Source organism: Devosia sp. RR2S18 (assembly GCF_030177755.1).
GTDB classification, from domain to species: Bacteria; Pseudomonadota; Alphaproteobacteria; order Rhizobiales; family Devosiaceae; genus Devosia; species Devosia rhizosphaerae.
Genome location: NZ_CP126539.1, coordinates 773,888 through 799,403, shown reverse-complemented (window position 1 = coordinate 799,403; position 25,516 = coordinate 773,888). Strand labels below are relative to the sequence as shown.

Below are 25,516 nucleotides of genomic sequence, written 5' to 3'. Positions count from 1 at the left end.
GCGATTTACGCTCCAGGGCTACAATGCGCGACACGTTCCCAACAGCGGCGGAGATCGTGGCAGCTCGTAAGCAGGAACGTTGCGCCTAGCGGCTGCGTCCAAGGACCCGGTCAGCGATCCTGCTGTTTCGACCTGCTGCCATCCCAGGGATCAGGAGTGCATCGATCAGCCACCAGAGCCCTACGATGAACCACAGGAAGCTGAGAAAGCCAAAGCTAACGAAGGTCAGCAAGAGAATGGACGCTGACAGGGCAAGCAGGACCAGAGCGGAAACGGGCCTGCCCAGATAAAATCGATGCGCGCCGACATAGCCCAGGAAGAACCAGAGAACATAGGCAACGATCAGCGATTTCTTCTCGATGTCGTACTGGGCGTAGGCGCGATCAGTCGTCATGGTACTTCCCTCTGGACAACAAGGTAATTGGGGCAGGAGATGCAGAAGTTCAAGGACCTGCGGACTTGATCAAGTGCTCCCACGCTGCTGGCTTTGATCTCGATGGCCAGCCCGCGAATGCTAGAGCTGCTCGACGGCAACGATTGGACGATTGCGAACTTCAACCATGACGGCACCAGCAGCAAACGCCGGTTAGCGACCATTCGTATCAGCGCTCAGGAAGCGGGTGATATCCTGATCAATGAGCGTCTGGCTCGTCCTGGCCCATTGGAATGAACGGTAGTGCCAATGAGATCGACTTCCATCCTCATGAAATCACAAAAGCAACTGTAAGGTCGCCTGCTCACGTAGATGGCTCCTCCTGCTGCGAGTAACTCTGGACGGCGGATCGGCCGAGATTGGTGAGACCATAGACACCCCTGCTCTCGCGCACGAACCACCCATAGACGTTTCGCCTCAGGATCATGGGCGCTCTTGGCACCAGCACCTTTAGCTGTTTCGGTGTTTGTGACGCAGTCAGCATTGCTCTGGCGCATGCGATACAATCCTGCCGGTAGGCTGTCATGATCGGCTGGCGACTGCCGCCACCCTTTTGCGGGTCACCAACGCGGCGGCGGTGCTCCTCCAGCAGGCGGGATCTTCGTTTCGAGTCCCTCCGAGGAGTGAGGGCGAACGGAGCCACGATAATCTCTACCGACGCAGCCGCGGAGACACCTAACAGCCCGAACCCCAAGCGCCTGCAAAGATTGCGATACCGAGCATCACGCTCCCGTCCCTTGCCAGCTTTCGACAAGCGGGCCGCCAGCCAGACCTCATCGCAAGCGGTTGCCCTGTCGACGCCTTGAAGAACAAGCTCCAGGTTGAAGCTCAACTTCATTTCGCACACCACGAGAACGGGCGGATCACCCTCTTTTACGCCAAGGAGGTCACAGCCGTTGACCTCGCCCTTCACCGAATAACCCAGCCCCTCCAGGAACGTCTTGAGTGGGAGATAGAGATCGGTCTCAGCCATGGTACCACTTGTTGGAGATGACGAGCGCATCCGTAGCTGAGTCACTCGCCCGGTGCACGCGCTCAGACCACCTCCGCGGGGCAAAGCGGCTCAGCAAGCTTGAGGGAGCATCGGCTTCGACGTCTAATCGAACAAAGCTGATGATGGAACCAGCAAGTTCCTATGCAAAAGTCGCAGCAATGCTAGTTTTAAGTGCATGGAAAACAAAGAACTGATCAACCGCGCCGCTAAATTAATTCGGCGCCATCATACAGGTGACGGTCGGCTGCACGGCGATGTGGGAGCGGTAGTCGTATCAAGCAATGGACAGATCTATGAGGGCGTTTGCGTTGATACCGCAAGCTGGGGCCTATGTGCCGAACGTAGTGCAATTGCAGCGATGATAACGTCGGGGGAGTGTCGGATACGAAAGGTCGTGGCTGTTTGGCAGAATGACAAAACGGGCGAACTCCACGTACTTCCACCGTGTGGTGTCTGCCGCGAGTTTATGCGGCAAATCGACGGAGAAAATCTGGACGCAGAAATCGTGCTTGGACTTGCCACGTCTGGTCCACTGCGAGAGCTTATTCCGGAGCACGCTTGGCCCGAGCCACTCGCCTAGCGCCAAGCGCGCTTCTCAAACCGGGCATCCCGTTGCTCCACTTCTGGCATTCGCTCCCATCCTAACCGTTCGTAGAAGCTGGCAGCACGCGAAGAGCCGTCGGTGTGGAGCCAGATCGACGAATGACGCTCGAACAGGAATGCTTCCGCTCGTTCCATGAGACGGCGTCCGATGCCTTGCCCCTGCCATTGCGGCCGGACGAAAGCAGCGAACACGCAGGCATCCGCGGCATCCGCCATTGAGAAGCCGACTATATCGTCTCCGTTTACGGCGACTGAATAGCCCCGTGTTCTGTAGACACCTTCGGGGTTAGATTTGGTGCCGCCGTTCGAACTCGACGGGTGAGAGCATGCCGTTGCGGACGTGCTTTCGGGTGGGGTTGTAGAACATCTCAATGTAATCGAACACATCTTGGCGGGCTTCGTCCCGTGTCCGATAGGTCCGACGCCTGATCCTCTCGCGCTTGAGCAGGTTGAAGAAGCTTTCGGCCACAGCATTGTCATGGCAGTTGCCGCGCCGGCTCATCGAGTGAACCAGATTGTGGTGTCGCAGGAAGCTAGCCCAGTCCATGCTGGTGAACTGGGAGCCCTGATCGGAATGGACTAGCACCGTGTTCTGTGGCTTTCGGCGCCAGACAGCCATGTGCAGGGCCTGAAGGACGACCTCACTGGTCTGCCGGCTTTGTAGTGACCAGCCGACGACGCGGCGCGAGAACAGGTCGATGACCACGGCCAGATAGGCAAAGCCCTCCATGGTCTTGATATAGGTGATGTCGGTCACCCAGGCGGTGTCCGGCGCATCGACGTCGAACTGACGAGCCAGGGTATTGTCGACCACCACAGATGGCTTGCCTCCATAGGCACCAGGCCGGCGCCGGTAGCCGATCTGAGCCTTGATCCCGGCCAGTCTGGCCAGGCGCGCAACACGATTGGCGCAACTGGTCTCGCCCTGGTCCAGCAGGTCGTCATGCAGCTTGCGGTAGCCATAAACCTTGCCGCTCTGCTTCCAGGCCTCTTCGATCAGCTCGGTCTGGCGAATGTCTTCCCGCGCCCTTTTGCTCAAAGGGCTTTTGAGCCACGCATAATAGCCGCTGGGATGGATGGAAAGGCACCGGCACATGGTGCGCACACAGAACTGCTGGCGATGCTCGGCGACAAACGCGTACCTCACTTTGCATCCTTGGCGAAGTACGCGGCCGCTTTTTTTAGGATGTCGCGCTCCTCAGTGACCCGCGCCAGTTCTCGCTTAAGCTGCCGGATCTCATCGGCCTGATCCCCACCCTTGGAAACATCCGATGCATACTTCTTGCGCCACTCGTAGAGCGAATGAGCACTCACCCCCAGACGCTGCGACACCTCCGAAACGGGATACCCCCGCTCGGTGATCTGACGCACCGCGTCCCGCTTGAACTCGTCGCTGAAATTGCCTTTGCCCATGTAGGCCTCCTTGCCTCAAAATTAGGGAAGAAGGCGTCTACAAATCTAGGGGCTATTCAGACCCAGATGCAAGGCTCCTTGCGGAGAGCCTGGCGGATCGTCTCGTTCGTGATGCCCAACTTCGCCATCTGTTCGACCGATAGATGGTTCTCCCGCACGCTCGTACGAACCTCAAAGATCGCGGGAATCTCCTCTTCGGCAGCATCGCGAATGATGATTGTCATGAGACCCAGATAGTTGAGGGGGAGAGGTACTCCGACTGCGAACGGAGATCGTCTGCTTCTGGCCCCAACTTACCCGAGGGCGGGCAGTTCGGAAACTCCAGAACAGCCCGGTATCGAGGGAGTGTGCGGTTCCCCCTGTTGTGGCTCAATCGAACCCTCGGATTAGCCACTTGCAGTGCGTCGCATCAGTTGACTTTGGTTAGGCGGCCAGGAATCTGACGCGAGACCGTGGCAAGGCTGCGGTTTACGAGAATAGCGGAAGCGACCTATCCACGCCGCCCGCCTTCTGTGACGTTGGGGTTGCCGTGCTGAGAAAATTACTCCTGTCCCTAGCGATCGCGCTGTCGTTGATACTTGCCTTCCAACCCTACGCGAACCCGCTGCTCGAGAGGGGAGTCCAGTACAACCGGGATGTCGCAGCTGCCATGGCGGTGTCTTACACGTCACTGCGTGTGTTGAAAGGAGTGCTGGCAGTCCCTGCTGATGCAGATCTAAGTGGCGGGATAGGGGTGATCGGATTGGAAGCTAGTCCGGGCCAAGTCATCACACCAGTGATTGACACCGTCGAAAGGATGGCAAACCTCCTATTCGCCTTGGCCATATTCTCAGGCGTCCTCTTCGTGATGTTGCCTATCGCGACCTCCCTGTCAGCGATTGTGTTGGGAATAGGTTTGGTCGTTCCCGCTGCCATGCAGTTCCTACCGCCTGTGCAACGCCATTATCTCCGCGCCCTCCGCCGCGTTTCGGCGGTTATGATCGCGATTGGACTAATGGGACTGGTGGCGTTGCCTGGCACTTACGCGCTGGCGTCCGTGTTGGGCGGTAGCTATGTGGATGCCGCAGCATCGCGTAGCCAGAATTTGCCTCCTGACGCCAATCTCGGACGTGACCTCTCCGGTTTTACAGGCGAGTTGGAGGCAGCAACCGAACTGCCCGAGATTCCAGAGCCAAAGGACGGCTTAAAGCCCAGCGTACCTGCAGAGCAGGGCACTCTGTGGGGGGACCTAACAAGCGCTTTGGGGTCGGCGAGAGATGCCGTGGGCGGTGCTATCTCTGGCTTAGGAGGGCAAGCCGTTACTATTGGCACTCAAGCTATCGGTCAGGTGACAAGCTCTTTGACCGCAATCGACACGTTCCTTGAGCGGTCCGAAGAGCTGTTCGCGCTTCTAATTGGATTGGCGGTCGCCTACATTGCCAAACTGATCATATTGCCCATCATGATCCTTGCAGTTGCCCTTGTTGTCGCGCGTGCATGCATCGGGGTGTTTGATCGCGATAGCCGCTTTGTTGCGATAGGCGATATGCAGCCTTCGCAGCGCTCGAATGTGTAAGGTCGGTGTTCCCGGTTGGCCATCTCGGCTGTTGCCCCCCGCCTGAAGCCTTCGCGGTTCTATAAGCCCATACCGACTGCCTGGCGGATTTGCTAAGCTGTTCGCATGACAGCCGCCGATCAATACAGTTTCCGCAAGGTGACGCCGGATGACCTTGGTATGTTGGCAAGATGGCAATCGAACGCGCATGTCCGTCAATGGTGGCACCGGGAACCGTACGACGAGAAGGACTTGACTGATCCTCGAGTAAGACGCTGGATTGTTCTAAATACCGGTCGCCCCTTTGCGTACATGCAGGACTACACAGTCCACGGGTGGGAGGATCACCCATTTGCTTACCTGCCCAGGGGCGCCCGGGGCATCGACCAGTTCATCGGAGATCCTGAAATGGTCGGGGTTGGGCATGGCGCAGCATTTATCGCGATGCGGATGCAGGCTCTTTTTGATGAGTGCGTACCTGTGATCGCAACCGATCCGCATCCAGATAATGCTCGAGTGATAGCCGTCTACAAGAAGGTAGGATTTGAGCCCTCTGGACCACCTCAGCAAACGCAGTGGGGCCCGGCCTTACCTATGTTGGCCATGAAATGAGCGTTGCGAAGGCATTGCAAATTCTGCTCGCATACCTGCCGTTAAACCATGTTTTCGCGATAACCGCTTCCACCCGTTGCGGGGTTTGGACCTGAGCGTCTTTTGCAGGACATGTTCGACATCCGGCCCTTCACCCCAGCTGACCTGGAAGGACTTATGTGGTCTCCCTGGCGACTGGGCACCACGGAGGTGACGCAACCCATCTGTATGGTGACGGCAAGCTGATAGGCACATCTACTCAGCCCCATACGCCGCGCATCGGCCGAGTTCTCTCGTGGCCTTTGATCGACGGAGTGCGAGTGAGCTAAAAGCCGACCCAAGTAGGTCATTGGCGAGACCACACTGCTCACCGAGAGGCAGATGCAGCAGTCCTCTGCATCTCAGTGCCTGATCGTCTCAGGGTCGAACGGCCAGCCAACAGCTTTATCAAAGCAGCCCCTTCCGGCGAAGGAATGACCTCACACCGATGGTAGACCCGGCCGTCTTTCGTTCGCTTCATCAGTCCGAGGTTGCAGAGCGTCCGCCGCAGGATAGCTGCGTCACCGAATGTATGTAGCATGTTCAGGTGGTCGCTGATCTCGCGCTCTGTGAAAGCGTGGTCGGCAGGCATTGCGGACCAAAGCACCCAAAGACAAAGGTTCTGAAGGCTTGTTCGGGCGGGCCAAGCCGTAAACCTGCCCTTCTCGTCGAAGAACCGGGCAGCTTTCACAACAAAAGCAGGCAGTTCCGGAGATGCCGACGCAGGCTCCGCGTCCGGCCATGTCGACACTGGACGAGGCTCGGTTTGAGATCGCAGGTGCTGAAAGTTCCGCTGACCGGCTGCCCTAGCCAACATGTTCAGGAGCTCTAGATGGCTCGGCAGTGTGGTGCTGTCCGCCAGCTGCCGGCGCAGCGACTTTGCAAGGGAAGATATGTCGTCGGTAGAAAATGGAATGAGGTGTCTGGGCATAGTCGCTCTCCACGTGCCCGCCCGATTGGGAGATCGATGGTCACCGGCTTGTCGACGAGGCACGAGAACGAGAGTGCGTGCGGGCCTTCCAGCAGGTTTAGCTCCCTTTTCGGGACGGTGACGCCTGGGTGAACTGCGGACCCGCCCCAACAATAGCGGTAGAACGGGCCACCTGCAATCGGTGCAGAGGTAAACCACTGTTCGAGTGGACTGCGACTGGCTAGGGATGTCGCATGCATGTTGATGTCTGCACCGGACGTGCCAAACATGAATAGCCGACACTGCACATGATCTGCGGCCTATCGGTTCTGGCAAGCAGGATCTCGTTGGAGCTGAAAAGGCAACTGCCTGTTGCAGCCACCGAGCTTGCCACCCCACAGAGCTCCGTCTGGCCGGCTTACCTTGACAACTCGATTGTCAATGATCTTGTGGGAGCCATGCTCCTGAAACAAAAAAGCACCGAGCGAACCATCCTGAGCCTCAAGAGCGTGACCAAGCGCTTTGGAGATGTCCATGCCTTGCGCGAGGTCGATCTCGACATAGCAAAGCGGGACATCGTGTGTCTTGTGGGGCAGTCGGGGTGCGGAAAGTCGACCCTGCTGCGGGCGATTGCGGGGATAGAAGGCATCGAGGCTGGCACGATTGCGCTGGATGGACAGGTGGTCAGCAGTGCCGACACTTTCGTGGAGCCGGAAAAGCGCAATGTGGGTTTCATGTTCCAGGATTATGCGCTGTTCCCGCACCTCTCCGCGCGGCAGAACATCGCCTTTGGGCTCAAGAACCTCGACCGCAAGGCTGCGGCCGCCCGGGTGGAGGACGTGATTGCCCGCCTTGGCATCGAGGCCCTGGTCGACCGCTATCCGCATATGCTGTCGGGGGGCGAACAGCAGCGCGTGGCGCTGGCGCGAGCTCTGGCGCCGCAACCGCATATCCTGCTGATGGATGAGCCGTTTTCGAACCTTGACCGGGGTTTGCGCGACTCAGTCCGCCAGCAGACGCTCTCACTGCTGAAGGCTCTGGGCACCACTACCATCATTGTGACGCATGACCCTGAGGAGGCACTAACGTTAGGGGACGAGATCGTGCTTATGCACAAGGGTGGGGTGGTCGAAACCGGCTCTGGGGACGCGATCTATAGCTATCCACAGACCGCCTATGCAGCGGCGTTCTTCTCCCAGGTCAATTGGCTGCCTGCAGTGCGCAAGGGCGACTGGCTGGAGACCCCGCTCGGCCGCTTCCCGGCCCCATGCGGCAGTTCGGGCGCAGTGCAGTTGTTTGTTCGTCCCCAGGCAATCGCACTCAGCGTTGATGGACCAACTGCTCGCGTGCTTGGGCGCGTGCTGCTCGGCGAGATCGAGGAAATCACCCTGGCACTGCCCGGTCTTGCCGATCCCCTGGTGATGCGTACCAGCAGCCGTTGCGAAATCGAGGTGGGACAAGAGGTTAACATCGAAGTGGCGGCAAAGGACGTCATGGTCTTTTCAGCAGATGACGCCGCCCGAGCCGCCCTGCATCAGAGAAGCTGACGAAACTACAACAAGATCAAAGAATTAGAACGAATCTAAGAAAGCAGTTAATTGTTGACCCTGGCGGTCAGCTATGCCTTATGCCTTCTTGAGGACGCAGGGGAGAGCTTGGCGTCCGACCGTCAACAACTCACCTGGGAGGCACCATGTCCCGTCTTGCCACACTCGCGTCGGCTGCCAGCATCTTGATGCTCGGCGCTGCGGTTCCGACACTGGCCCAAGAGGTCAATATCTATACAACGCGTGAACCGGGGCTGATCCAGCCCATTCTGGATGCGTTCACGGCCAAGACCGACATCGCGGTCAATACCGTCTACCTCCAGGACGGCCTGATCGAACGCGTAGCGGCAGAGGGGGAAAGCTCCCCGGCTGACATTCTAATGACCGTGGACTTCGGCGCACTTGTCGACCTGGTCGATGCCGGCTTGACCCAGACTGTTGACTCGGAAGTTTTGAAGAGTGCCGTGCCGGAGGCTCTGCGTGATCCGGAGGGCAATTGGTTCGCTCTCTCGGGCCGCGCCCGAGTGCTTTATGCGGCCAAGGACCTCGATGTAGACGGTTTCACCTATGAGCAGTTGGACGATGAAGAGTGGCGCGGCCGGCTGTGCATCCGCTCGGGTCAGCACCCCTACAACACCGCCATGTTTGCCGCCTATCTCGCCAAGTATGGCGAGGAAGCAACTCGCGAGTGGCTTGAAGGCATCAAGGCGAACCAGGCTCGTGTCGCTGCGGGCGGCGACCGTGACGGTGCTCGCGACATTGCTGCAGGTGTCTGCGACATTGCCATCGGCAATTCCTACTATGTCGGCCTGATGACCAGCGGCGCTGGTGGCGATGAACAGCAGGCCTGGGCCGAGGAAATCAAGGTGATCCTGCCCACCTTTGAAAATGGCGGAACCTTGGTTAACGTTTCGGGCGCGGCCCTTGCCGCACATTCTCCCAACCGCGAGGAGGCCGTGCAGCTGCTCGAATATCTCGTTTCGGACGAAGCTCAAAAGCTCTATGCCGAAGCAAATTTCGAGTATCCGGTAACCGAGACGGCGGAAGTCCACCCCATCATCGCCGACTTTGGCACATTGCAGCCAGACGAGATGCAGCTGACCGAGATCCTGCCATACCGTCAGCGTGCTAGCGAACTGGTGGACGAAGTCAACTTCGACACCTTCGGCAATTAACGGACAGGCGGCGGGGTCGCCCCGCCGCATTCTCCGGTGTCGATAGCTTTCAGTTCAGCTCCGCTGCAGCGGCGGCTAACCGGTACGAGCGTCTGGGCTGCAGTGGCTTTTGTCACCGCAGCCTTGGCGCTTCTTCCCCTTATAGCGATTGCCTATGCAGGGCTCGGGGGCAGCACGGGATTGCTGTGGTCACATGTGGCAGTGCATGTGATGCCGCAAGCGGCCTGGAATACCGCACTCCTACTGCTGGGCACCGGATTGATAGCGACCGCCATCGGCACTGGTTCAGCCTGGTTGATGTCCGCTTATAGTTTCCGAGGGCGCGGCGTGCTGGAATGGGCGCTGCTGCTGCCTCTTTCGGTCCCCACCTACATCATGGCCTACGCCTATCTGGATGTGCTGAGCCCGCTAGGGCCCATTCAGGGCATGGTGCGCGCCTTTCTGGGATATTCGAGCCCACGCGAATTTCGCTTGCCCGATATTCGCTCGATGTGGGGAGCCATCCTGGTCTTTGGGTTCGTACTCTACCCCTACGTCTATTTGACGACCCGAGCCATGTTCCTGACACAGGCGGCCAATCTGGTGGAGGTGTCCCGTACCCTCGGCGTCTCCCGCGCTGGAGTCTTCTGGCGGGTCGCCTTGCCTCTTGCCCGCCCAGCCATCGCGATCGGCATCAGTCTCGTCTTAATGGAAACGCTGAATGATGTAGGCGCTGCTCAATTCCTTGGCGTTCGCACAATGACGGCAACGATCTACACCACTTGGATCGTCCGAACCGATCTGGCAGGGGCGGCACAGCTCGCATTGGCGATGCTTGCCATCGTGCTTGCGCTGATTGTCTTGGAGCGTCGGGCACGGCGGAGTAGGCGCTTTGCCGCAAGCGCCCAGCGGGCCCGACCAATGGCGCCCGAGGTCCTGCGTGGCTGGAAGTCACTCGTGGCCTTCGGGTTAGGCACCCTACCCGTCCTCATTGGCTTTGTTGGCCCTGCCGCCTACCTTCTGGTGGAGGCCGTCGAGCGCATCGAGTTCGCCGGGGTTTCGACGGCATTGGTCCGCGCAACCGCCAACACGGTCCTGCTCTCGGCCGTCGGTACTGGCGTCGTGCTCGTCCTTGGTTTCGCCGTGTCCTATGCGGCTCGCCTGCAGCCCAGCCGGTGGGTCAATGGCGCGGCGCGGGTCGCGGCACTCGGGTACGCGGTACCCGGAACGGTACTCGCCATCGGCATTCTCATCCCGGTCGCCGCGTTCGACCGCAGCCTCGACGCCCTGTTCAAGGCCTGGCTTGGCTTTCCCATAGGCCTGCTGGTCCTGGGTTCAGGAGCCGCTCTTGTCTACGCCTACGCGGCTCGCTTCCTCGCTATTTCCGCCGGCGGCATCGAAGCTGGCTTGAGCCGAATTCCGATCTCCTTTGACCATGCGTCTCGTACGCTGGGGGAGACCGCCACGGGCACCTTGCTGCGCGTTCACCTGCCGCTCTCACGCACGGCAATCACTGCTGCTGGGCTGCTGGTCTTTGTGGACTGCATGAAAGAACTGCCAGCAACACTACTGCTCCGACCATTAAACGTGGAAACCTTGGCAACTCTGCTTTATGGCGAAGCTGCAAGGGGAACTTACGAGGAAGCGTCTCTTTCAGCCTTGATCATCGTGGCCGTGGGCATGCTGCCGGTTATACTGTTGGCCCGCACCGGCCGGTTGCGGTGAAAAGAGCCGACATTCGGACGAAGATCTCAGCTATACTTTGCCTGCCGTTCTTCACACCCCGGCATCCCGCTTATTCGAACTTACCAACGTCCCCCCGGTCATCTCGTCTGGCTTCGACAATCTCATGAGGTCGAGAAGAGTTGGCGCAACATCCGCAAGCCGTCCGTCGCGTAAAGATTGCCGATCCGAGTTGTAGATCAGGATCGGAACAGGGTTTGTGGTGTGAGCTGTATGAGGCCCTCTGGTGCGCGGATCGCGCATCAACTCGCAATTGCCGTGATCGGCAGTCACCAGCAGCGCCCCGCCAACCGAATGCACGGCATCGGCGATCCGGCCGAGCTGAATATCCACTGCTTCGACTGCTTTGATCGCTGCATTCAGGTTCCCTGTATGTGCGACCATATCGGGATTGGCGAAGTTCAGAACGATAAGGTCGTATCTGCCCGACAGAATTGCCTCAGCGGCTCGGGTGCCCACTTCCGGTGCTGACATCTCGGGCTGGAGATCGTAGGTGGCAACATCGGGTGATGCTACAATGATCCTGTCTTCCCCAGTGAAGGGTGTCTCCTCGCCCCCATTTAGGAAATATGTCACGTGCGGATACTTCTCAGATTCTGCTATCCGCAGCTGGGTTCGCCCCGCTTTAGCAACCGTCTCCCCGAGGCCGTTTGACAGCGTCTGGGCGGGAAACAGCGCGCTCATCACACGGTCCAGCTCATCGCTGTACTGCGTCATGCCAATTACCGCAGCGAGCCTGGGCAGTCTTCGCGCAAAACCCTCGAATTTGGGATCGAGTAGAGCCGTCAGAATTTGCCTGACCCGGTCAGAGCGGAAGTTGAACGAGAGCACGGCATCGCCATCCTGGAGCCCGGAGTATCCATCGATGACCGAGGCAAGCAGGAACTCATCGGTGACCTGCTTCGCGTATCCGTCGGCAATCGCCGCTTGGGCGCTAGGGAAAACCGTGCCCTGAGCGTCCACTATCGCGTCGTAGACGGTTTTGATGCGATCCCACCTGTTGTCGCGGTCCATGGCCCAGTAGCGTCCCGATACTGTCGCAATGCCGACAGAAGGCGGCAGGGCAGCCTCGATCTTCGCCAGGTAGTCGGCAGCGGATTGCGGAGGCGTATCGCGTCCATCGGTGAAGGCATGCAGAACCGTTCGGACGCCCGACGCCGCCAGTATGTGTGCGAGTGCAACAGCATGGTCCTGGTGCGAATGGACCCCGCCCGGCGATAGGAGACCCATCAGGTGGCAGGTACCATTGCTGGCCCTAAGTGCCGAGATCAACCCGGTATCCTCGAGCAGCTGCGCCAGGGTTTCGTCTGCTGCAGCCCGGGTGATGCGTGGCAGATCCTGCATTACGATGCGACCAGCGCCGACATTGATATGCCCGACTTCAGAATTCCCCATCTGTCCATCGGGTAGGCCCACATCGGATCCGGAAGTGTCGAGGAAGGCGTGCGGACACTGCTCCCACAGCCTGGTGAAAACCGGCGTTCGGGCTAGGCGGACCGCGTTGTCTGCGGACTCCTCCCGCCAGCCCCAGCCATCAAGAATGGTAAGAACGACCGGTCTTGGCGCCACCACAGCCTCCTTCATTGCACTTTACCGACCGCGCGGCAGAGGGCGGCATCTTCCCTCGACCACCGTAATCCTCCCGGCAGTGCTCGCGTTGCATCCTTAACGAGACGGTGCCTGAACTCAGGACAACGTGGCGTATTCATCGCGAAGCCATTTGGTGCAGCTCCTGACGAAGAGCCGCAATATCCTCGCGTAGTGCAGCAATCTCGCGCGAACCGGCGACGTCGCTTTCCACTGCGGCGGCTTCCTGCCCTATGAAGAAGGTCGCTAGGCTAGCCGCGATGTATCCGAAGATCGCAAGGCCATAGATTGCCAGGAGCAACGCGAGCACCCGCCCCTCCGCGGTCGACGGCCAGAATTCTGATCCGGTGGTCGACACCAACATTGCCGTCCACCAGACTGCCTCCGCATAACCGGAGAAACCGCCGCTGACTTCGCCAGCCGGTTCAAAGGCCAGCATTCCACCGGCGCCCAACAGAATAACCAGTGTCGTCGTGGCGAGCATATAGCCAAGCCCTCTACGGCCGAAGCTCTTCCGCATTGCGCCGAAACTGCGATTTGCTGTGCCAACGATCCTAACAAGACGCAACCCACGCGTCAGGCGTAGCAGGCGAAGGACACGCAGGAACCGAAACGCAGGAGCAACAAGGGCAACGATCGTGATCGGATTGCCTCGCAGGAACCGAAACTTGCGGGGAGCCAGCGCGAAACGCAACAGGAACTCCAACACGAACAAGATCCAGATGAGGATGCCCAGCCATTCAAAGACGCCCGAGCTCGTCCACACGAGCTCGACAATGACCAGGCTGAGCCATATGAACGACAAGATCAGCATCGGCTGCTCAAGCCACTCTTCGAGCTGGGTCAATACGGCCCAACGTTCCTGCTCGTCGTCGGGTGGACCACTCTGAGGGTCGGGAGCCTCGTTCATGGAGCTCTCTCCTCTCGCAATGTCAGCAACTATACTCCTTAGAGCGCTGGCGCGTTACCATGCCGCCGACCAGCCTCAGGGCAATAAAATTCTTGCTCGCGATAGCGGCGATCCGGCTACACAGGGCACTTCGGCCAGCCTGGTCGCGCCATTTGTGACCGGCGCCTTCGCACTGCCATTCATGAGGCCACCTGGCCTACAGTTCTTCTTTCGGCACGCCCCTGCCGGTTTGCCTAGGACTGGGCTAACATTGGATCGAGGCCAGAACAGGCGCTTGACTAGTGTCGTTTGCCTTCCCTACGGCAACAGAGAAGAGGTGGGGCTCTTTCTAGTCGGTCTTCAGGGTGGATTGATAGCGCGCGACTGCCGAACACCTACTATCCAAAGGGAATGGAATAGGAATGGGGCAACTGGTCGCCAGCAGCCGACCGCGCTGCGGCCGGTCACGCTCCTCGTCCCAGTGCCTAGAAGTGACGTCACGACCGCGCCACCACGATAGTGCGCCGATTACGGCCAAGCCGGAATGGGGCGGCCTAGACCAGCGCGTGGGATGTGGCCTCATTTCGTGCGATAGACCACTTGCCCTTTTTCGCGATTGCCTGCTGATTGCACCGGGCTGCCTGCCCTGAGTTACCCTAGGCTCCCGATCTTACCGCCTCGATGATCTCGCCGAGGAGGTGGTGCAGATCATCGCGGTGCCCGGTGCGACCAGATGGACTGTTCTCGTCGGAAGTCATCACAACGGTAAGCTCGAGATCTGGAACGATGTAGAGCATTTGCCCGCCATATCCCCAGCCATAGTGCACCGGCTCTTGGGCAATCTCACGCCCGAACCAGCCATAGCCATATTGGTCTCCGGTGAAACGAGAATTGGTTCGCGGCTCCCACGATTGCGCAATCCAAGCCTCAGACAGGACCCGTTCGCCATTAGCGGCGAGCCCGCCATTGCGATAGAGTTCACCAAAGGTGAGTAGCGACGTAGGGCTCATCGCCATCTGGTTGCCACCAAAGTAGATGCCTTGCGGATCGCGGTCCCATGCAGCGATGGAGAAATCCTCGAGCGGCGACAACCAGTCCCTCGCCAGCTCAAGTGAGGGCTGGCCGCCCACCCGAGTTAGAATAGCTGACAGCAGATGGGAAGAACCGGTCGAATACAGCATAGCCGCGCCCGGCTCGTCGACGAAGGGCTGGGCAAGCACGAAACGCACCCAGTTCGGACTGGCGACCCAAGCACCGTAGTTTGGGCCCGAAGTGCGCTCCAACCCTGCCTGCATGGACAGCAAATTGCCTACCGTGATTTCATCGAGTCTGGGATCAGGGTCGTCCGGCAGCGCGTCCGGGAGCAGCTCAGCGATGGGTTGATGGACCCCCTTGATCAAACCGCGATCGATGGCGATGCCCACAAGCGCCGAGATGATGCTTTTGGAGGCAGACTTGATGTTGGTCGGTTCGGCAACCGAATTGCCGCGATAGCCCTGTTGCGCAACCACTTCGCCATCCAGCGAGACGATCACCGTCTCGAGCGGAACCAGAGATTCAGCGTCAGCAAGAATGGTTGAGAGCCGCGTCTTAACGTCTGGTGCCTGCGCGAGAGCAAGGCTGGGCAGCAGAACTATGCCGATCAGGAGGGCGGACTTTAGCGCGGGCAAGACAGGATGAACACTCATGTAGCGCTAAAGCCTGAAAGGACTACGCGTTGCTTCACGTCGTGCTGAAGGGAGATGGGCGACTGAGCCGGCTGGCCAAATCGGGGCCGTGAGCTAACTGTCCGGTTCAAGCGAGAAGGAGAAACAAGCAGGCATTGGGCAATCCTGGAGCAAGCCTTGACCGGGCTCAGTTGAAGCGGACGAAGTCACCTGCCGGCCTGTGCATGCGGATATCAATGGGGGCAGAACAAGAGAAATGGTAGCCGAGCGTCTGAATCTTGGTCGACCAAGCTCCTATGGCCTATAACAAGCTCCTATGGCCTATAAGGAGTGTTCCCAATCTACATTCCTCAGCAGCAAAGTTGCCGAAGATGGTCCACCCTCCCCGCAGACGTCTCAGTGCTACCGAGACCGCAGAAGCAGCGTTCAAAGCAGCGACAAGCAAAACGACCGATCCCGCGCCCAAGGCGAAGCCCGTTCCGGCTGGAAAGGAGCTCGTCTCTGTCCGCCTTGACCGTGATGTACTCGAGCATTTTCAGGAGGATGGTGCCGGGTGGCAGGACCGCATCAATGCCGCGCTACGTACTGCTGCTAGGCTAGATTGAAGGAGCCGCTCAGATCGGAAATACCATCCCAGGCAACTCCCGGCTCCTTCCACACAATGGGTGACCTTTGATCCTCTCTGGGAGCGGGCATCTCACGCGGGGCCATAAGCTTCAGCGCCTGACAAGGAACATGCTGACGTTGCCGCCAGCTCCTCAAGGCACTTCGTCGGTGCATCGGCAGCCGATACCGCTTGGTGTCGAGTACGAGCAGCACAATGCTTCGGCATGGTCTTACCCCGGCATTGTCAGCTTGCTCAGGGAGTGCCGCACCCGACACCGCGATTACGCGCCCGATCTCAGAGGCAAGAAGCTCCCATATCAGACCGAAAGATCCAGGACGTGCCGGGAGACCGGCTGATGGAGGCCAACAGCCCTGACTCGCCGCGGCGGCGCATTGAAATGGGTTGCCGATTGGTCAAGTGCACCAGCGTCGTGGCACCAATTTAGAGTTCGCTATGGACGAAGAAGCCTTGCAGCGGGCTAGCGCAGGAGCGCGTGGAACATTGCGGCCGTCGGCTTTTGGCCGACCCTCAACCGGCCTTCGCGCAAACCCTCAATCAGTGGATTTCGCGTCTTGTGCCGGGGAACATGCTGTCCAAGCAGCTGGTTAATTGGAAGCCGTCCGGCGTTGCGAGATCGTCGTGCGGCCTTACTTCCAAAACGCACATCGCCGTCGGGTCCCACCATCGGCACCACACGGACAAGCCCGTTGACTTGGACCATCAAGTGGACCATTTAAGATAGGTGAGCGGAGAGCAGGAAATTGAAAATACCGGTGAGCGAGGCGAAAGGCCAATTGACCGACTTGGTGCGGAGAGCCGAGGCTGGCGAGGAGGTCATTCTCACCCGCCATGGAAATTCCGTAGCGCGGCTGGTGCCGAGCGCCCCAGCAGCGACACCGCGCGGCCGGCGGCAACTGATGGAAATGGTCAGGGCAGCCGCTGCCGCCAAGAGACGCCCTGGCCCCACAGCCGCGCGCAGCCAGGACTTCCTTTACGGTGATGATGATGGCATGCCGGAATGATTACGGTCGATACTTCGGCTCTCCTGGCAATTGTTTTCGATGAGCCCGAAGCGGAAGTCTGCATGACAGTTCTCGAAGGAGCCGATCGGCTCCTGATATCTGCAGGCACAGCAGCCGAGGTCTTGATCGTGGCCGGACGGCGCAACGTTGCGGAGGAAGTAGCCGCCCTGCTTGAGGGTCTCGGCTTTGAAACAGTGTCAGTGACTGCGGCCTCTGCCCGCCGCATTGCTGCCGCGTACCAACGCTGGGGCAAGGGCGTTCATCCAGCCGGGCTCAACTACGGCGACTGTTTCGCCTATGACCTTGCAATCTCTCACAGTTGCGCCCTGCTCTTTGTAGGTGACGATTTTTCGCAAACCGACGTCCAGTCGGCACTCTGAGTGCAAGCAGCGTCCAGCTTGCCCATAACGTCCTGCAATCGTCTTACATCCAGCGTATCCACGGGCGTTCTTACACCACGCCAATATGAAGCTTCAAAGAAAGCTGTGTTTTACCGCACTCCCCTCCCCCGGTCATGATGCCGGTGCCGATGTCGAGAACTGGGCCATCATCGCTTCGTTCATTTGAACCGGCACGCTGAGCCGCGTGAATTCCTATGCTGGCTGGCAGCGACCCTCAGTGCCATCGCCGGCGGCATAAGCAGCGCCAGATCAGCGAACTGCCCGTGGAGATATGCTGCACCGGCGGGTAATTGACTCTGTTGGGTTTTAAGCGTGCCGAAGCACCTGGAGATCCTGCTGACCGGCTGGAAAATGAACGATCATGGCGGGTATCTGTGGAGTGGCGGTTTCCGACCCCTTCCCGGTCCTTACAAGTCTCCGTAGGTTTCCCCGACAGCAGACATCGAATGCGAGATGCAATGAACCTGCGGCACATCGTGCTTTCCGGCTGTTCGGGTGGCGGGAAATCGACCCTCCTCGCAGAGCTGGAGCGGAGGGGCTTTGCCGTCGTATCCGAGCCGGGTCGTCGCGTCGTGGAGGAGCAGCAACGCGGCGATGGACTTGCCCTGCCTTGGGTCGACCTTTCCGCCTTCGCCAAACGAGCTATTGATCTCGCGTCCGAGGACCGGAGACGCATGGTGGACGAACCCGGCTGCGTCTTCTTCGACCGAGGCCTGGTGGACGCGGCGGTGGCGCTTGAGTATGCGACAGGTAGCTCCGCCAAGGATCTACTGGCGTCCTATGACCGCTACCATCAGAGGGTTTTCCTGACGCCTCCCTGGCCAGAGATCTACGTGACCGACGAGCAGCGGCAACACACTCTGGCCGAGGCGATCGCAGAGTACGACCGCCTGCTGATCGCGTACCGCGAGCTTGGGTACGACACGTTCATCCTGCCGAAGGTCGGGGTAGGAGATCGAGCGGACTTCGTCCTGCGCCATCTAAGCTAGCGACCCTGTCTTTGCTACTCGGCTTCCGACAATGCCATCCCGAGAGCTGCCGTAGAGTGTACAACGTCGAGGCAGGTTACGCCAGCCACGGCCTTCCTGCTTGTCATGCCCAACCAGAGAATAGCGGCAGCAGCGAAGGCTAGCCACGGCAATAGCAGTAGGTTCATCGCCTGCCAACCAATCGTATTCTGCAGGACGCCCGCGCTCAACGATGCCAAGAGCCCGACGATGAAGATGGTAAGGTCATTGGTAGCCTGTGCCTTGCCCTTCTCGGCGACTGTGTAGGCGCGGGTAAGTAGGTTGGTGCCGCCGATATAGAGGAAGTTCCAACCCACACCAAGCAGGATCAAAGCCGCGCTGAAGGAGTAGATGCCGGTACCGGATAGGGTGATCAGTACGTGTCCGGTGAGAAGGGCGATGCCGGTGAACATCACCTGCAGTACGCCGAAGCGGGCGATTAGCGATCCGGTGAAGAACGAGGGCAGGAACATGCCCAGCGCGTGCAACTGGATGACGGTGGCTGCCGCATCCAGCCCATGGTGGTGGTGCACCATCGCCAGCGGCGTGGCGGTCATGGCCATGATCATGATGCCGTAGCCCGTCACAGCACCGAACATGGCGACCATGTAGGTGGGCTGCCGGACGATCTGGGTCAAAGGGCGAACCGCGGCCTTTTCCTCGGGAGTATCCACCGACTGGGGAACATCGACACCGAGCAGAACCCCGATCGCCACCAGCGACGCTACAGACAGGATGAGGAACGATCCGGTGTAAGCCGACCCAATCAGCTCCCCACCGAAGCGGGCAAGCAAAGGCCCGAGCACCGCCGCCACAACGCCTCCGGCGAGCACCAGGGAGATCGCTCGTGGCTTGAAGTCCCCTTCTGCCACTTCCGATGCCGCGAACCGATAGAACTGGGCAAACCCCTGGTAGGCGCCAGCAAGGAAGGTGCCCAGGCACAAGAGGGCCAGAGACGAGGTGAGCATGCCCGCCGCCGCCGAGAGGCCACCAAGGGCGCCAAGGCTGGCTCCGGTGACAAACCCGATCTTGCGGCCTACTCGGGTCATCCACATCGAGGCCGGGACAGTCGATACCGCCGTTCCCAGGAACATAGCAGCGATAGGAACGGTGGCCCATTCCGGAGACGGAGCAAGGATGCTGCCGGCAAGCCCGCCGATGGTCATTACCAGCGCTGAGACAATCTGGAACAGGGCCTGCGCGGTTGCGAGGAGGGCCACTTGGCGGTGCATTGGACGCATTGCAGATTTCGCTCCATTCGAATACATTCAACGCAGAACTTGAATGAAGCGGAGCCGGAATGTCAAGCGACAACCCCAAGCGTGCCCTTTACAGCCACTTCGCAGCCCTGGCCCGCCTCCTCGCCAGTGAGCACCGGCTCGAGCTCCTGGAACTGCTAGCGCAGGGGGAACACCCAGTGGAAAGGTTGGTGCAGCGAACAGGGCTTCCCTTCGCCAATGTCTCCCAACACCTGCAGCAGCTCCGCAAAGGGGGGCTGGTCACGGGGCGCCGGGACGGCAAGAACATCATCTACAGCTTGCAGGATGGGCCGATCACCGAAGCGGTCGTCGCATTGCGAAACTTGGCTGCCCACAACATCGGCGCTGTTCAGGAGATCATCGACGCCTACTTCACCGATCCGGACGAATTGGAGCCAATCACGACAGCCGAACTACGGACTCGAATGCAAAGCGACAGCGTAACGGTGCTCGACGTCCGCCCCGCCGACGAGTTCTCCGCCGGTCACTTGCCTGGCGCGCTAAACATCCAACCCGGTGAACTGGAGGCGAGGCTTTCGGAGCTGCCGACCACACGCGAAATCGTCGCTTACTGCCGGGGCCCATACTGCGTCCTCTCGCACCAGGCCGTTGCTGCGCTTCGGGCACGGGGGTACGTGGTCAGGCGCATGGCCGAAGGCTTTCCCGAGTGGAAGGCCGGGGGTTACCCGATAAAAGCGGGGTGATCTCTGGGCGTTCTCATGCTCTTCTTCCGCCATCATCAGCGGGAGCGTGGGATCGGAGCATAGGCATCGCTTGCTAGCGATTGGAGAGCCACCGGAGTACTGCAGGCTTGGACTACGACACCACGGTTGGCCGAGCCGCTGCTGTACCGGCGCAACGCACGCGAACTCTATCTTGCGTCACCTCGCATCTCGGCGCTGGATATATTAGACATCGCTTATGAGCCGGCTCTTGATCCTCATCGTTGTCGCACTGTTCAGCTTGGCATCCATGTCCGGGCCGACCATGGCTGCAAGTGCGGCAACTGGGCAGTTCTGGACAGTCGCCGATCAGGATGTCTGCGCGGAAGCGGACGCATTGTTCCAGAAGGCACCGGCTTTCAAAGAAGGTCAAAGGGCATGCCATCCCATGCCAGCAGGCGACTGGCGTCCTGCCGCTGACGGTGAGCTGCACTTTCGAGCAGCAAGTCGCAACCTTCACTCAACTGGATGCAATTGGGGTTGCCGGTCTGGCAAACGAGGGACGGTGCCGGCCACCACAAGCCCCGTGAGGATGCCGGCGCCTTCAAGCCGGTAACACCCTCATCCAGATCTATTGAGAGGCAACCCCCACAGGCTGCAAAGACATGCATTCAACACCAATCTCGCGCCGGCACATGATGCTGGGCGCTTCCAGCCTTGCCGCTCTGGCTCTTGCCGGCTGCACGACCACCACTATCCCACCAGTAACTGCTGCTATGGCTCCTCCTGCACCATCCATTTTTCCTGAATACCTGGCAATGTACGCCGCCATTCCGGACGAAAGCTTCCCCATCCCAGCGGCCCGCATGCACAACGAACTTGAGCCGCAGCCTCGCAGGGAATCGCAGCTTTGACCGGTGTCCGGATGGAAGCTGCCTTAAAGCTAATGGAAACCCAAACAGCCGTTGGCTCAGGTCTCTTCGGGCCGTTGCTATGTCAGTACCACGTGACCGGTGAGCTCTTCAATTGTGGTGTCCTCCTTGGCCACGTCCAGAACTTTGGTGCCGTGGCTCATGATCACGAAGCGGTCGCAGACCTGATAGGCATGGTAGAGATTGTGCGTCACGAGAACGCTTGAGACACCTTCCTGCTTAAGTTGCAGAACCTGGTTGAGAAGCGCTTCAGTTTCGCGAACCGACAGGGCGGAAGTCGGCTCATCTAGAAGCAGTATGCGCCGCTTGAAAAACACCGCACGGGCGATGGCGACCGCCTGCTTCTGACCGCCCGACAGATCCCCCACCAGCTTATCTGGCGAGTCGATACCTGAGATGTGCACGGCGCTTTCGAGCACCTGCATGGAGATGTCGCGCATACGCTTTAAATCAAGCATGCCAAACCGGTTAGTGACTTCGCGCCCCAGGAAAATGTTGCGGGAAATCGAGAGGGAATCCACCAGGGCGGTATTCTGGTAAATGGTCTCTACGCCCGCATCGGCTGAGTCCCTACGACAGGTAAAAAACTGCTTCTTGCCGTTGACGGAGATGTACCCAGATGTTGGCTGGTGAATGCCCGAGATCAGATTCACGGTCGTGGACTTGCCGGCACCATTGTCGCCTAGCAGCCCAAGAACTTCATTCTCGCCGATCTCGAAGCTGAGGTCAGTCAGCGCCTTCAGCGGACCGAAGGACTTGTTGATGTTGTGTAGAGCAAGAAGGCTCATGACGCGTCTCCCCGACGATCAAGACCGTGGTTGAAGATCGAAGCGACGACGATGAGGGTGGCGATGAACATGTCGAGATAGAAGCCTGGCGCCCGCATCAGCAGCAGGACGTCGGTGATGGTGAAGATCAGCATCACGCCCAGGAAGATGCCCAGTATCGACCCGCGGCCGCCGCGCAGCGACAGCCCACCGATCACGCAAGCCGCAATCGCCTGTAGTTCCAGTCCGGTGCCTTGGCCTGGCTGAACACTACCCACACGGGTCGTGGCCAGTATGCCCGCGAACGCTGCCATAGTGCCAGCTATGGCAAATGCCGTGAGCTTGATCCGAGCCGTGTTGACGCCGATCGCGGTGGCCGCCGAACGATTTCCGCCGGTGGCAAAGACATGATTGCCGAAGCGATGCCGATGCAGCAGCAGGTGGAACAGACCGCAGAGCAGGAGAAACCAAATAAAGGCGGCATTGAGCCCCAGTACAGTGCCCGAGAACATGGCGTTGAACATGGGATTGGGATCAAATCGGACCTGAACCGCGCCGTTGATCAGTAACACGGCTCCCCGCCAGAAGAGCAGCCCCCCAAGTGTCACAATGAAGGACGGCAGATTAAATCGGAGAGTCAGAGCACCATTGATCAGGCCGATGGCAGCGCCGATGAGAAGGCCAATCGGCGCCGCGATGAATGCATCGATGCCGTTGCCCACAAGTATGGCCATGATGACGGCGGTGAAGGTGTAGACCGAGCCGATCGATAGGTCGAACTCACCGGCAACCATCAAGATGCCGGCGCCGAGCGCCAGGCACCCTAGCACCGGCACGGAGCGCATCATGATCCCCATGTTCTGCGGGGAAAGATAGCGGAAGCTGTCAGGGAACAGGAGACCTGCGATGATGCAGGCAAGTTGCACAACCAGGAACACCAAGAGGATGGCGCCCGCGGGCATGCTCAGGATGTGATACAGCCACTCCGCAGCCGATCGCCGAGGCGCGGCGCGAACATTGGTGAGTTCGGTCACGGTCATTTCCAGTCCAGGAGAATGTGTGCTCCGCCGACGCTTCTTTTGGACTGCCTGCAAAGTGGATCCACCTTGCTGGCAGCCTCGCCGGCAGAGCCGTCAAGTGATCAGCGATAGGTGCCGATAAGCGGCTTGATAGTGCCGATGCGCGACTGGTCCAGGAACGCGCCCTGTCCCGTGTCCACGTCGGTTGGGGTCAGTCCATACCGGGCGGCCATGGCGATCATGGCGATGGGATAGTAGCCCTGCAAATAGGGCTGCTGATCCATGGTCGCGAACATCGCACCGGACTCGACCGCATCGGCGATTTCGACAGCGAGATCGAAGCCTCCGAAGGGCACATCGACCCCCGCGTCCCGTATGGCGCCTGCACCGACAGTCGAGGTTACCGAACCAGTGCCAAATACGGCCTTGATGTCGGGATTGGCGATCAGGGCCTGGGCCATGATGTTCTGCGCTTCGGCAGGATCCAGACCGGCCCGGACCGTTTCAACTTCGATGCCGTGCTCTTCCATGGCCTTTTCGATGCCACCACCACGCGCGACAGCAAAGCTGGCTTCAGGAATTTCCCGAGGGTTGAAGACCGTATCGCCTTTCTTAAGATCAAATGCCTCGATCATCCGCGTGCCGAGCTCGTAGCCGGAAGCGAACTCGTCCATTCCAACATAGGCTTGCCGACAATTGCCATCCGCCCCTTCTAAGTCGTCATTGTTGAAGCCGATGACGATGATGCCAGCCTCAACGGCCGAGCAGATGCTGTCGTCAAACGCATCCGAACTGGATATGGCAACAGCGATGCCGTCCACCCCAGTTGCCATGGCGCTTTCGATCAGGTCGTTCTGTCGCACCGGATCATTGTTGGCGTACTGTACATCCAGATCCACGTTGAACGCCGCAGCCGCGTCCTGGGCACCCTTCACAACCGGATTGAAGAACTGCACGCTCGGATCGAGATAGATGATCATCGTCGCCGATACAGGTTCTTGCTCCTGATCCTGCGCCACCACTCCACCGACGCCGACGCAAGCCACACAGCCCGCCAACAAACTTCTGCTAAGTGCTCTCAACTTCATAATCGTCTCCTCCCTTGATGACTGCGGAGTCTCCTCAGACCTCCGCATCAATCGGCGCACTCCTCAGCACCGACCAATCTCGTGCACAGCTCCAGCCCTCTAGTGCTGGAACCATGGCTGTGGCCGCCCCAGGGTCATGTGCAGACCCTTGAACTGCGAATATTCATCGAAGCCGTAGCGGCCGAGCTCACGTCCAACGCCGCTCTTCTTGTAGCCGCCAATAGGCATTTCCGGCGTGCCGTCGATGACCGAGTTGATCCAGCATCGCCCTGCTCGCAGGCGCCGCGTGGTCTGGATTGCCGTCTCGAGGTCTCGCGACCAGACGCTGGCCGAGAGGCCGAATGGTGTGCCATTGGCGAGCGCAACCGCTTCTTCTGGCGTGTCAAAGCCGATGGTGGCGAGCACCGGTCCGAAGATTTCCTCCTGCGCGATCCGCATGTCGGGCCGCACCTTGTCGAAGACGGTTGGAGCGAAGTAGTTACCAGAAGTGGCCGCGACCATGTCTCCGCCGAGGAGGAGCTCCGCCCCTTCCTTGACTCCCGCGGATACGTAGCTCGCTACCTTGTCGAGGTGGGTTTGCGACACCATGGCGCCATAGCGGGTGCCCTCCCCGAGCGGGTCCCCGAAGGGCAGCCGCCTCGACAAGTCGAGCAACCGCTCCAGCAGCGCACTTCTAACCGAATTGGCGACAATCAGTCGGCTGCCCGAGATGCAGCATTGGCCGGCGTTATGATAAACGCCGTAGGCGATCCCATCGGCAGCGGCTTCGAGGTCGGCATCGGCAAAGACGATCTGTGGCCCTTTGCCACCAAGTTCGAGGCCCACGCGTTTGACCCCGGCTGCCGCAATGGACGCTAGGTGCGTGCCGACCCGGACGGAGCCAGTGAATGCCAACACGTCAACGCGCGGATCCTCTGCCAGCACCTGCCCGGCCTCCGGACCATAGCCAGTCACCACATTGAAGACGCCAGGAGGAACTCCGGCTTGCAGGGCGATTTCAGCAAGGCGGATCGTCGTTCCCGAAGTGAATTCGCTTGGCTTCACCACCACCGTGCAGCCTGCCCCAAGAGCCCAAGGCACCCGCTCGGAGACGATGATGAAGGGAAAGTTCCAGGGGGTGATGATGCCGACCACACCAGCCGGCTCCCGCAGCACGAGCCCCAATCGGTTGGCACCAATGGCATTGTGCGTATCTCCTTCTAGACCTCGCGCCTGCCCTGCGGCATAGGTCCAGAGGTCGGCACAGTACTCGATCTCGCCACGCGCCTGATTAAGCGGCTTGCCCGTTTCAAGGCACTCTATGAGCGCCAACTCCTCCGAATGCGCCAGGATGCCCTCGGCGACCCGGTGGAGGATGGTCGAGCGTTCCGCTCCACTCATCTGTGGCCAAGGACCATGGTCAAAGGCGCGGCGTGCGGCGCCAATCGCCCCGCCGACATCTTCTGCTGTTGCCTGGGGCCAAGCTCCAACTACACAACTGCGATGACCTGGACTCTCCCGATCAATAACCTGGCCAGAGACTGCATCTTTCGAAACACCATCGATCAGCATGCGATAGGCGCGTTTACTCGACAGGCGCGTGTCACTAAGGTTCGGCGCAACGAAATTGTCCTGAAAGCGTGACTGCATGAGCATCGAATTGGCAGGC

At 59.6% G+C, this 25,516-nt stretch carries 26 protein-coding genes; 12 read left to right on the top strand and 14 right to left on the bottom strand.

Annotated elements, in window-relative coordinates; all coding sequences use genetic code 11:
* Window positions 1-85: 85 nt before the first annotated feature.
* Entirely contained in the window at window positions 86-394 is a 309-nt protein-coding gene (locus tag QOV41_RS03885; protein ID WP_284579655.1) for a TM2 domain-containing protein, read from the bottom strand.
* A 117-nt stretch (window positions 395-511) separates the two neighbouring features.
* Between QOV41_RS03885 and QOV41_RS03880 the strand changes: the two genes are divergently transcribed.
* Complete coding sequence (locus tag QOV41_RS03880; protein ID WP_284579653.1) at window positions 512-670, top strand: hypothetical protein; 159 nt, start codon at window positions 512-514, stop codon at window positions 668-670.
* A 67-nt stretch (window positions 671-737) separates the two neighbouring features.
* Here QOV41_RS03880 and QOV41_RS03875 read toward each other — a convergent pair whose 3' ends face one another.
* Window positions 738-1,406 carry a DUF2161 domain-containing phosphodiesterase gene (locus QOV41_RS03875; protein ID WP_284579652.1) on the bottom strand — a complete coding sequence of 223 codons (669 nt, stop codon included), beginning with the start codon at window positions 1,404-1,406 and terminating at the stop codon, window positions 738-740.
* 196 nt (window positions 1,407-1,602) lie between these two features.
* On the opposite strand from QOV41_RS03875, the gene QOV41_RS19720 reads away from it, so the two are divergent.
* Complete coding sequence (locus QOV41_RS19720) at window positions 1,603-2,007, top strand: cytidine deaminase family protein (protein WP_350150524.1); 405 nt, start codon at window positions 1,603-1,605, stop codon at window positions 2,005-2,007.
* Here QOV41_RS19720 and QOV41_RS19715 read toward each other — a convergent pair.
* From QOV41_RS19715 to QOV41_RS03865, 3 genes are all read right to left on the bottom strand, one after another.
* Entirely contained in the window at window positions 2,004-2,246 is a 243-nt protein-coding gene (locus QOV41_RS19715) for a GNAT family N-acetyltransferase (protein WP_350150521.1), read from the bottom strand. The genes QOV41_RS19720 and QOV41_RS19715 overlap by 4 nt on opposite strands.
* Window positions 2,247-2,316: 70 nt before the next feature.
* Window positions 2,317-3,443, bottom strand: a protein-coding gene (locus tag QOV41_RS03870; protein WP_415926715.1) for an IS3 family transposase whose coding sequence is annotated in 2 segments (ribosomal slippage) — window positions 2,317-3,203 and window positions 3,203-3,443 — 1,128 coding nt in all. Because the reading frame shifts where the segments join, the coding sequence is not laid out codon by codon here.
* Between the two features lie 56 nt (window positions 3,444-3,499).
* The gene (locus QOV41_RS03865; protein WP_284579651.1) at window positions 3,500-3,667 is read right to left on the bottom strand and encodes a hypothetical protein; all 168 of its coding nucleotides are present in this window, start codon (window positions 3,665-3,667) and stop codon (window positions 3,500-3,502) included.
* 305 nt (window positions 3,668-3,972) lie between these two features.
* On the opposite strand from QOV41_RS03865, the gene QOV41_RS03860 reads away from it, so the two are divergent.
* On the top strand, window positions 3,973-4,998 hold the full coding sequence (locus tag QOV41_RS03860; RefSeq protein ID WP_284579650.1) for a hypothetical protein: 1,026 nt from the start codon (window positions 3,973-3,975) through the stop codon (window positions 4,996-4,998).
* Between the two features lie 105 nt (window positions 4,999-5,103).
* Window positions 5,104-5,589 (top strand): GNAT family N-acetyltransferase, encoded by a 486-nt coding sequence (locus QOV41_RS03855; protein ID WP_284579649.1) that lies wholly within the window; start codon window positions 5,104-5,106, stop codon window positions 5,587-5,589.
* A 346-nt stretch (window positions 5,590-5,935) separates the two neighbouring features.
* On the opposite strand, the gene QOV41_RS03850 is transcribed toward QOV41_RS03855, so the two are convergent.
* Window positions 5,936-6,424, bottom strand: coding sequence for a DUF2087 domain-containing protein (locus tag QOV41_RS03850; protein ID WP_284581170.1), 489 nt, complete (start codon window positions 6,422-6,424; stop codon window positions 5,936-5,938).
* 551 nt (window positions 6,425-6,975) lie between these two features.
* On the opposite strand from QOV41_RS03850, the gene QOV41_RS03845 reads away from it, so the two are divergent.
* The 3 genes from QOV41_RS03845 to QOV41_RS03835 all read left to right on the top strand — a co-directional run bounded on the left by QOV41_RS03845 (window position 6,976) and on the right by QOV41_RS03835 (window position 10,943).
* Window positions 6,976-8,064, top strand: a complete 1,089-nt coding sequence (locus tag QOV41_RS03845; RefSeq protein ID WP_284579647.1) for an ABC transporter ATP-binding protein — start codon at window positions 6,976-6,978, stop codon at window positions 8,062-8,064.
* Window positions 8,065-8,210: 146 nt separating this feature from the next.
* A complete protein-coding gene (locus QOV41_RS03840) occupies window positions 8,211-9,239 on the top strand; it encodes an extracellular solute-binding protein (protein WP_284579646.1) in 1,029 nt (342 codons plus the stop codon).
* 36 nt (window positions 9,240-9,275) lie between these two features.
* Entirely contained in the window at window positions 9,276-10,943 is a 1,668-nt protein-coding gene (locus QOV41_RS03835) for an ABC transporter permease (protein WP_463054428.1), read from the top strand.
* A gap of 51 nt (window positions 10,944-10,994) precedes the next feature.
* On the opposite strand, the gene gpmI is transcribed toward QOV41_RS03835, so the two are convergent.
* From gpmI to QOV41_RS03820, 3 genes are all read right to left on the bottom strand, one after another.
* Window positions 10,995-12,533 carry a 2,3-bisphosphoglycerate-independent phosphoglycerate mutase gene (gene gpmI, locus QOV41_RS03830; protein WP_284581168.1) on the bottom strand — a complete coding sequence of 513 codons (1,539 nt, stop codon included), beginning with the start codon at window positions 12,531-12,533 and terminating at the stop codon, window positions 10,995-10,997.
* A gap of 133 nt (window positions 12,534-12,666) precedes the next feature.
* The gene (locus QOV41_RS03825) at window positions 12,667-13,458 is read right to left on the bottom strand and encodes an ion transporter (RefSeq protein WP_284579644.1); all 792 of its coding nucleotides are present in this window, start codon (window positions 13,456-13,458) and stop codon (window positions 12,667-12,669) included.
* A gap of 635 nt (window positions 13,459-14,093) precedes the next feature.
* Window positions 14,094-15,125, bottom strand: a complete 1,032-nt coding sequence (locus tag QOV41_RS03820; protein ID WP_284579642.1) for a serine hydrolase domain-containing protein — start codon at window positions 15,123-15,125, stop codon at window positions 14,094-14,096.
* A gap of 275 nt (window positions 15,126-15,400) precedes the next feature.
* On the opposite strand from QOV41_RS03820, the gene QOV41_RS03815 reads away from it, so the two are divergent.
* The 4 genes from QOV41_RS03815 to QOV41_RS03800 all read left to right on the top strand — a co-directional run bounded on the left by QOV41_RS03815 (window position 15,401) and on the right by QOV41_RS03800 (window position 18,123).
* Window positions 15,401-15,709: a BrnA antitoxin family protein gene (locus QOV41_RS03815; RefSeq protein WP_415926742.1), complete on the top strand. Its 309-nt coding sequence runs from the start codon at window positions 15,401-15,403 to the stop codon at window positions 15,707-15,709.
* Between the two features lie 763 nt (window positions 15,710-16,472).
* Entirely contained in the window at window positions 16,473-16,733 is a 261-nt protein-coding gene (locus tag QOV41_RS03810; protein WP_284579641.1) for a type II toxin-antitoxin system Phd/YefM family antitoxin, read from the top strand.
* Window positions 16,730-17,113, top strand: a complete 384-nt coding sequence (locus QOV41_RS03805) for a type II toxin-antitoxin system VapC family toxin (RefSeq protein ID WP_284579639.1) — start codon at window positions 16,730-16,732, stop codon at window positions 17,111-17,113. The genes QOV41_RS03810 and QOV41_RS03805 overlap by 4 nt, the downstream gene beginning before the upstream one ends.
* Before the next feature lie 479 nt (window positions 17,114-17,592).
* Entirely contained in the window at window positions 17,593-18,123 is a 531-nt protein-coding gene (locus QOV41_RS03800; RefSeq protein WP_284579637.1) for an AAA family ATPase, read from the top strand.
* A 14-nt stretch (window positions 18,124-18,137) separates the two neighbouring features.
* On the opposite strand, the gene QOV41_RS03795 is transcribed toward QOV41_RS03800, so the two are convergent.
* Entirely contained in the window at window positions 18,138-19,382 is a 1,245-nt protein-coding gene (locus QOV41_RS03795) for an MFS transporter (protein WP_284579636.1), read from the bottom strand.
* A 59-nt stretch (window positions 19,383-19,441) separates the two neighbouring features.
* Between QOV41_RS03795 and QOV41_RS03790 the strand changes: the two genes are divergently transcribed.
* The gene (locus tag QOV41_RS03790) at window positions 19,442-20,104 is read left to right on the top strand and encodes an ArsR/SmtB family transcription factor (protein WP_284579634.1); all 663 of its coding nucleotides are present in this window, start codon (window positions 19,442-19,444) and stop codon (window positions 20,102-20,104) included.
* A gap of 949 nt (window positions 20,105-21,053) precedes the next feature.
* On the opposite strand, the gene QOV41_RS03785 is transcribed toward QOV41_RS03790, so the two are convergent.
* From QOV41_RS03785 to QOV41_RS03770, 4 genes are all read right to left on the bottom strand, one after another.
* Window positions 21,054-21,782 (bottom strand): ATP-binding cassette domain-containing protein, encoded by a 729-nt coding sequence (locus tag QOV41_RS03785; RefSeq protein ID WP_284579632.1) that lies wholly within the window; start codon window positions 21,780-21,782, stop codon window positions 21,054-21,056.
* A complete protein-coding gene (locus QOV41_RS03780; RefSeq protein WP_415926741.1) occupies window positions 21,779-22,795 on the bottom strand; it encodes an ABC transporter permease in 1,017 nt (338 codons plus the stop codon). Before QOV41_RS03780 ends, QOV41_RS03785 begins: the two co-directional genes overlap by 4 nt.
* 107 nt (window positions 22,796-22,902) lie before the next feature.
* The gene (locus QOV41_RS03775; RefSeq protein ID WP_284579628.1) at window positions 22,903-23,868 is read right to left on the bottom strand and encodes a sugar ABC transporter substrate-binding protein; all 966 of its coding nucleotides are present in this window, start codon (window positions 23,866-23,868) and stop codon (window positions 22,903-22,905) included.
* 99 nt (window positions 23,869-23,967) lie between these two features.
* Entirely contained in the window at window positions 23,968-25,497 is a 1,530-nt protein-coding gene (locus tag QOV41_RS03770) for an aldehyde dehydrogenase family protein (protein WP_284579627.1), read from the bottom strand.
* Between the last annotated feature and the right edge of the window lie 19 nt (window positions 25,498-25,516).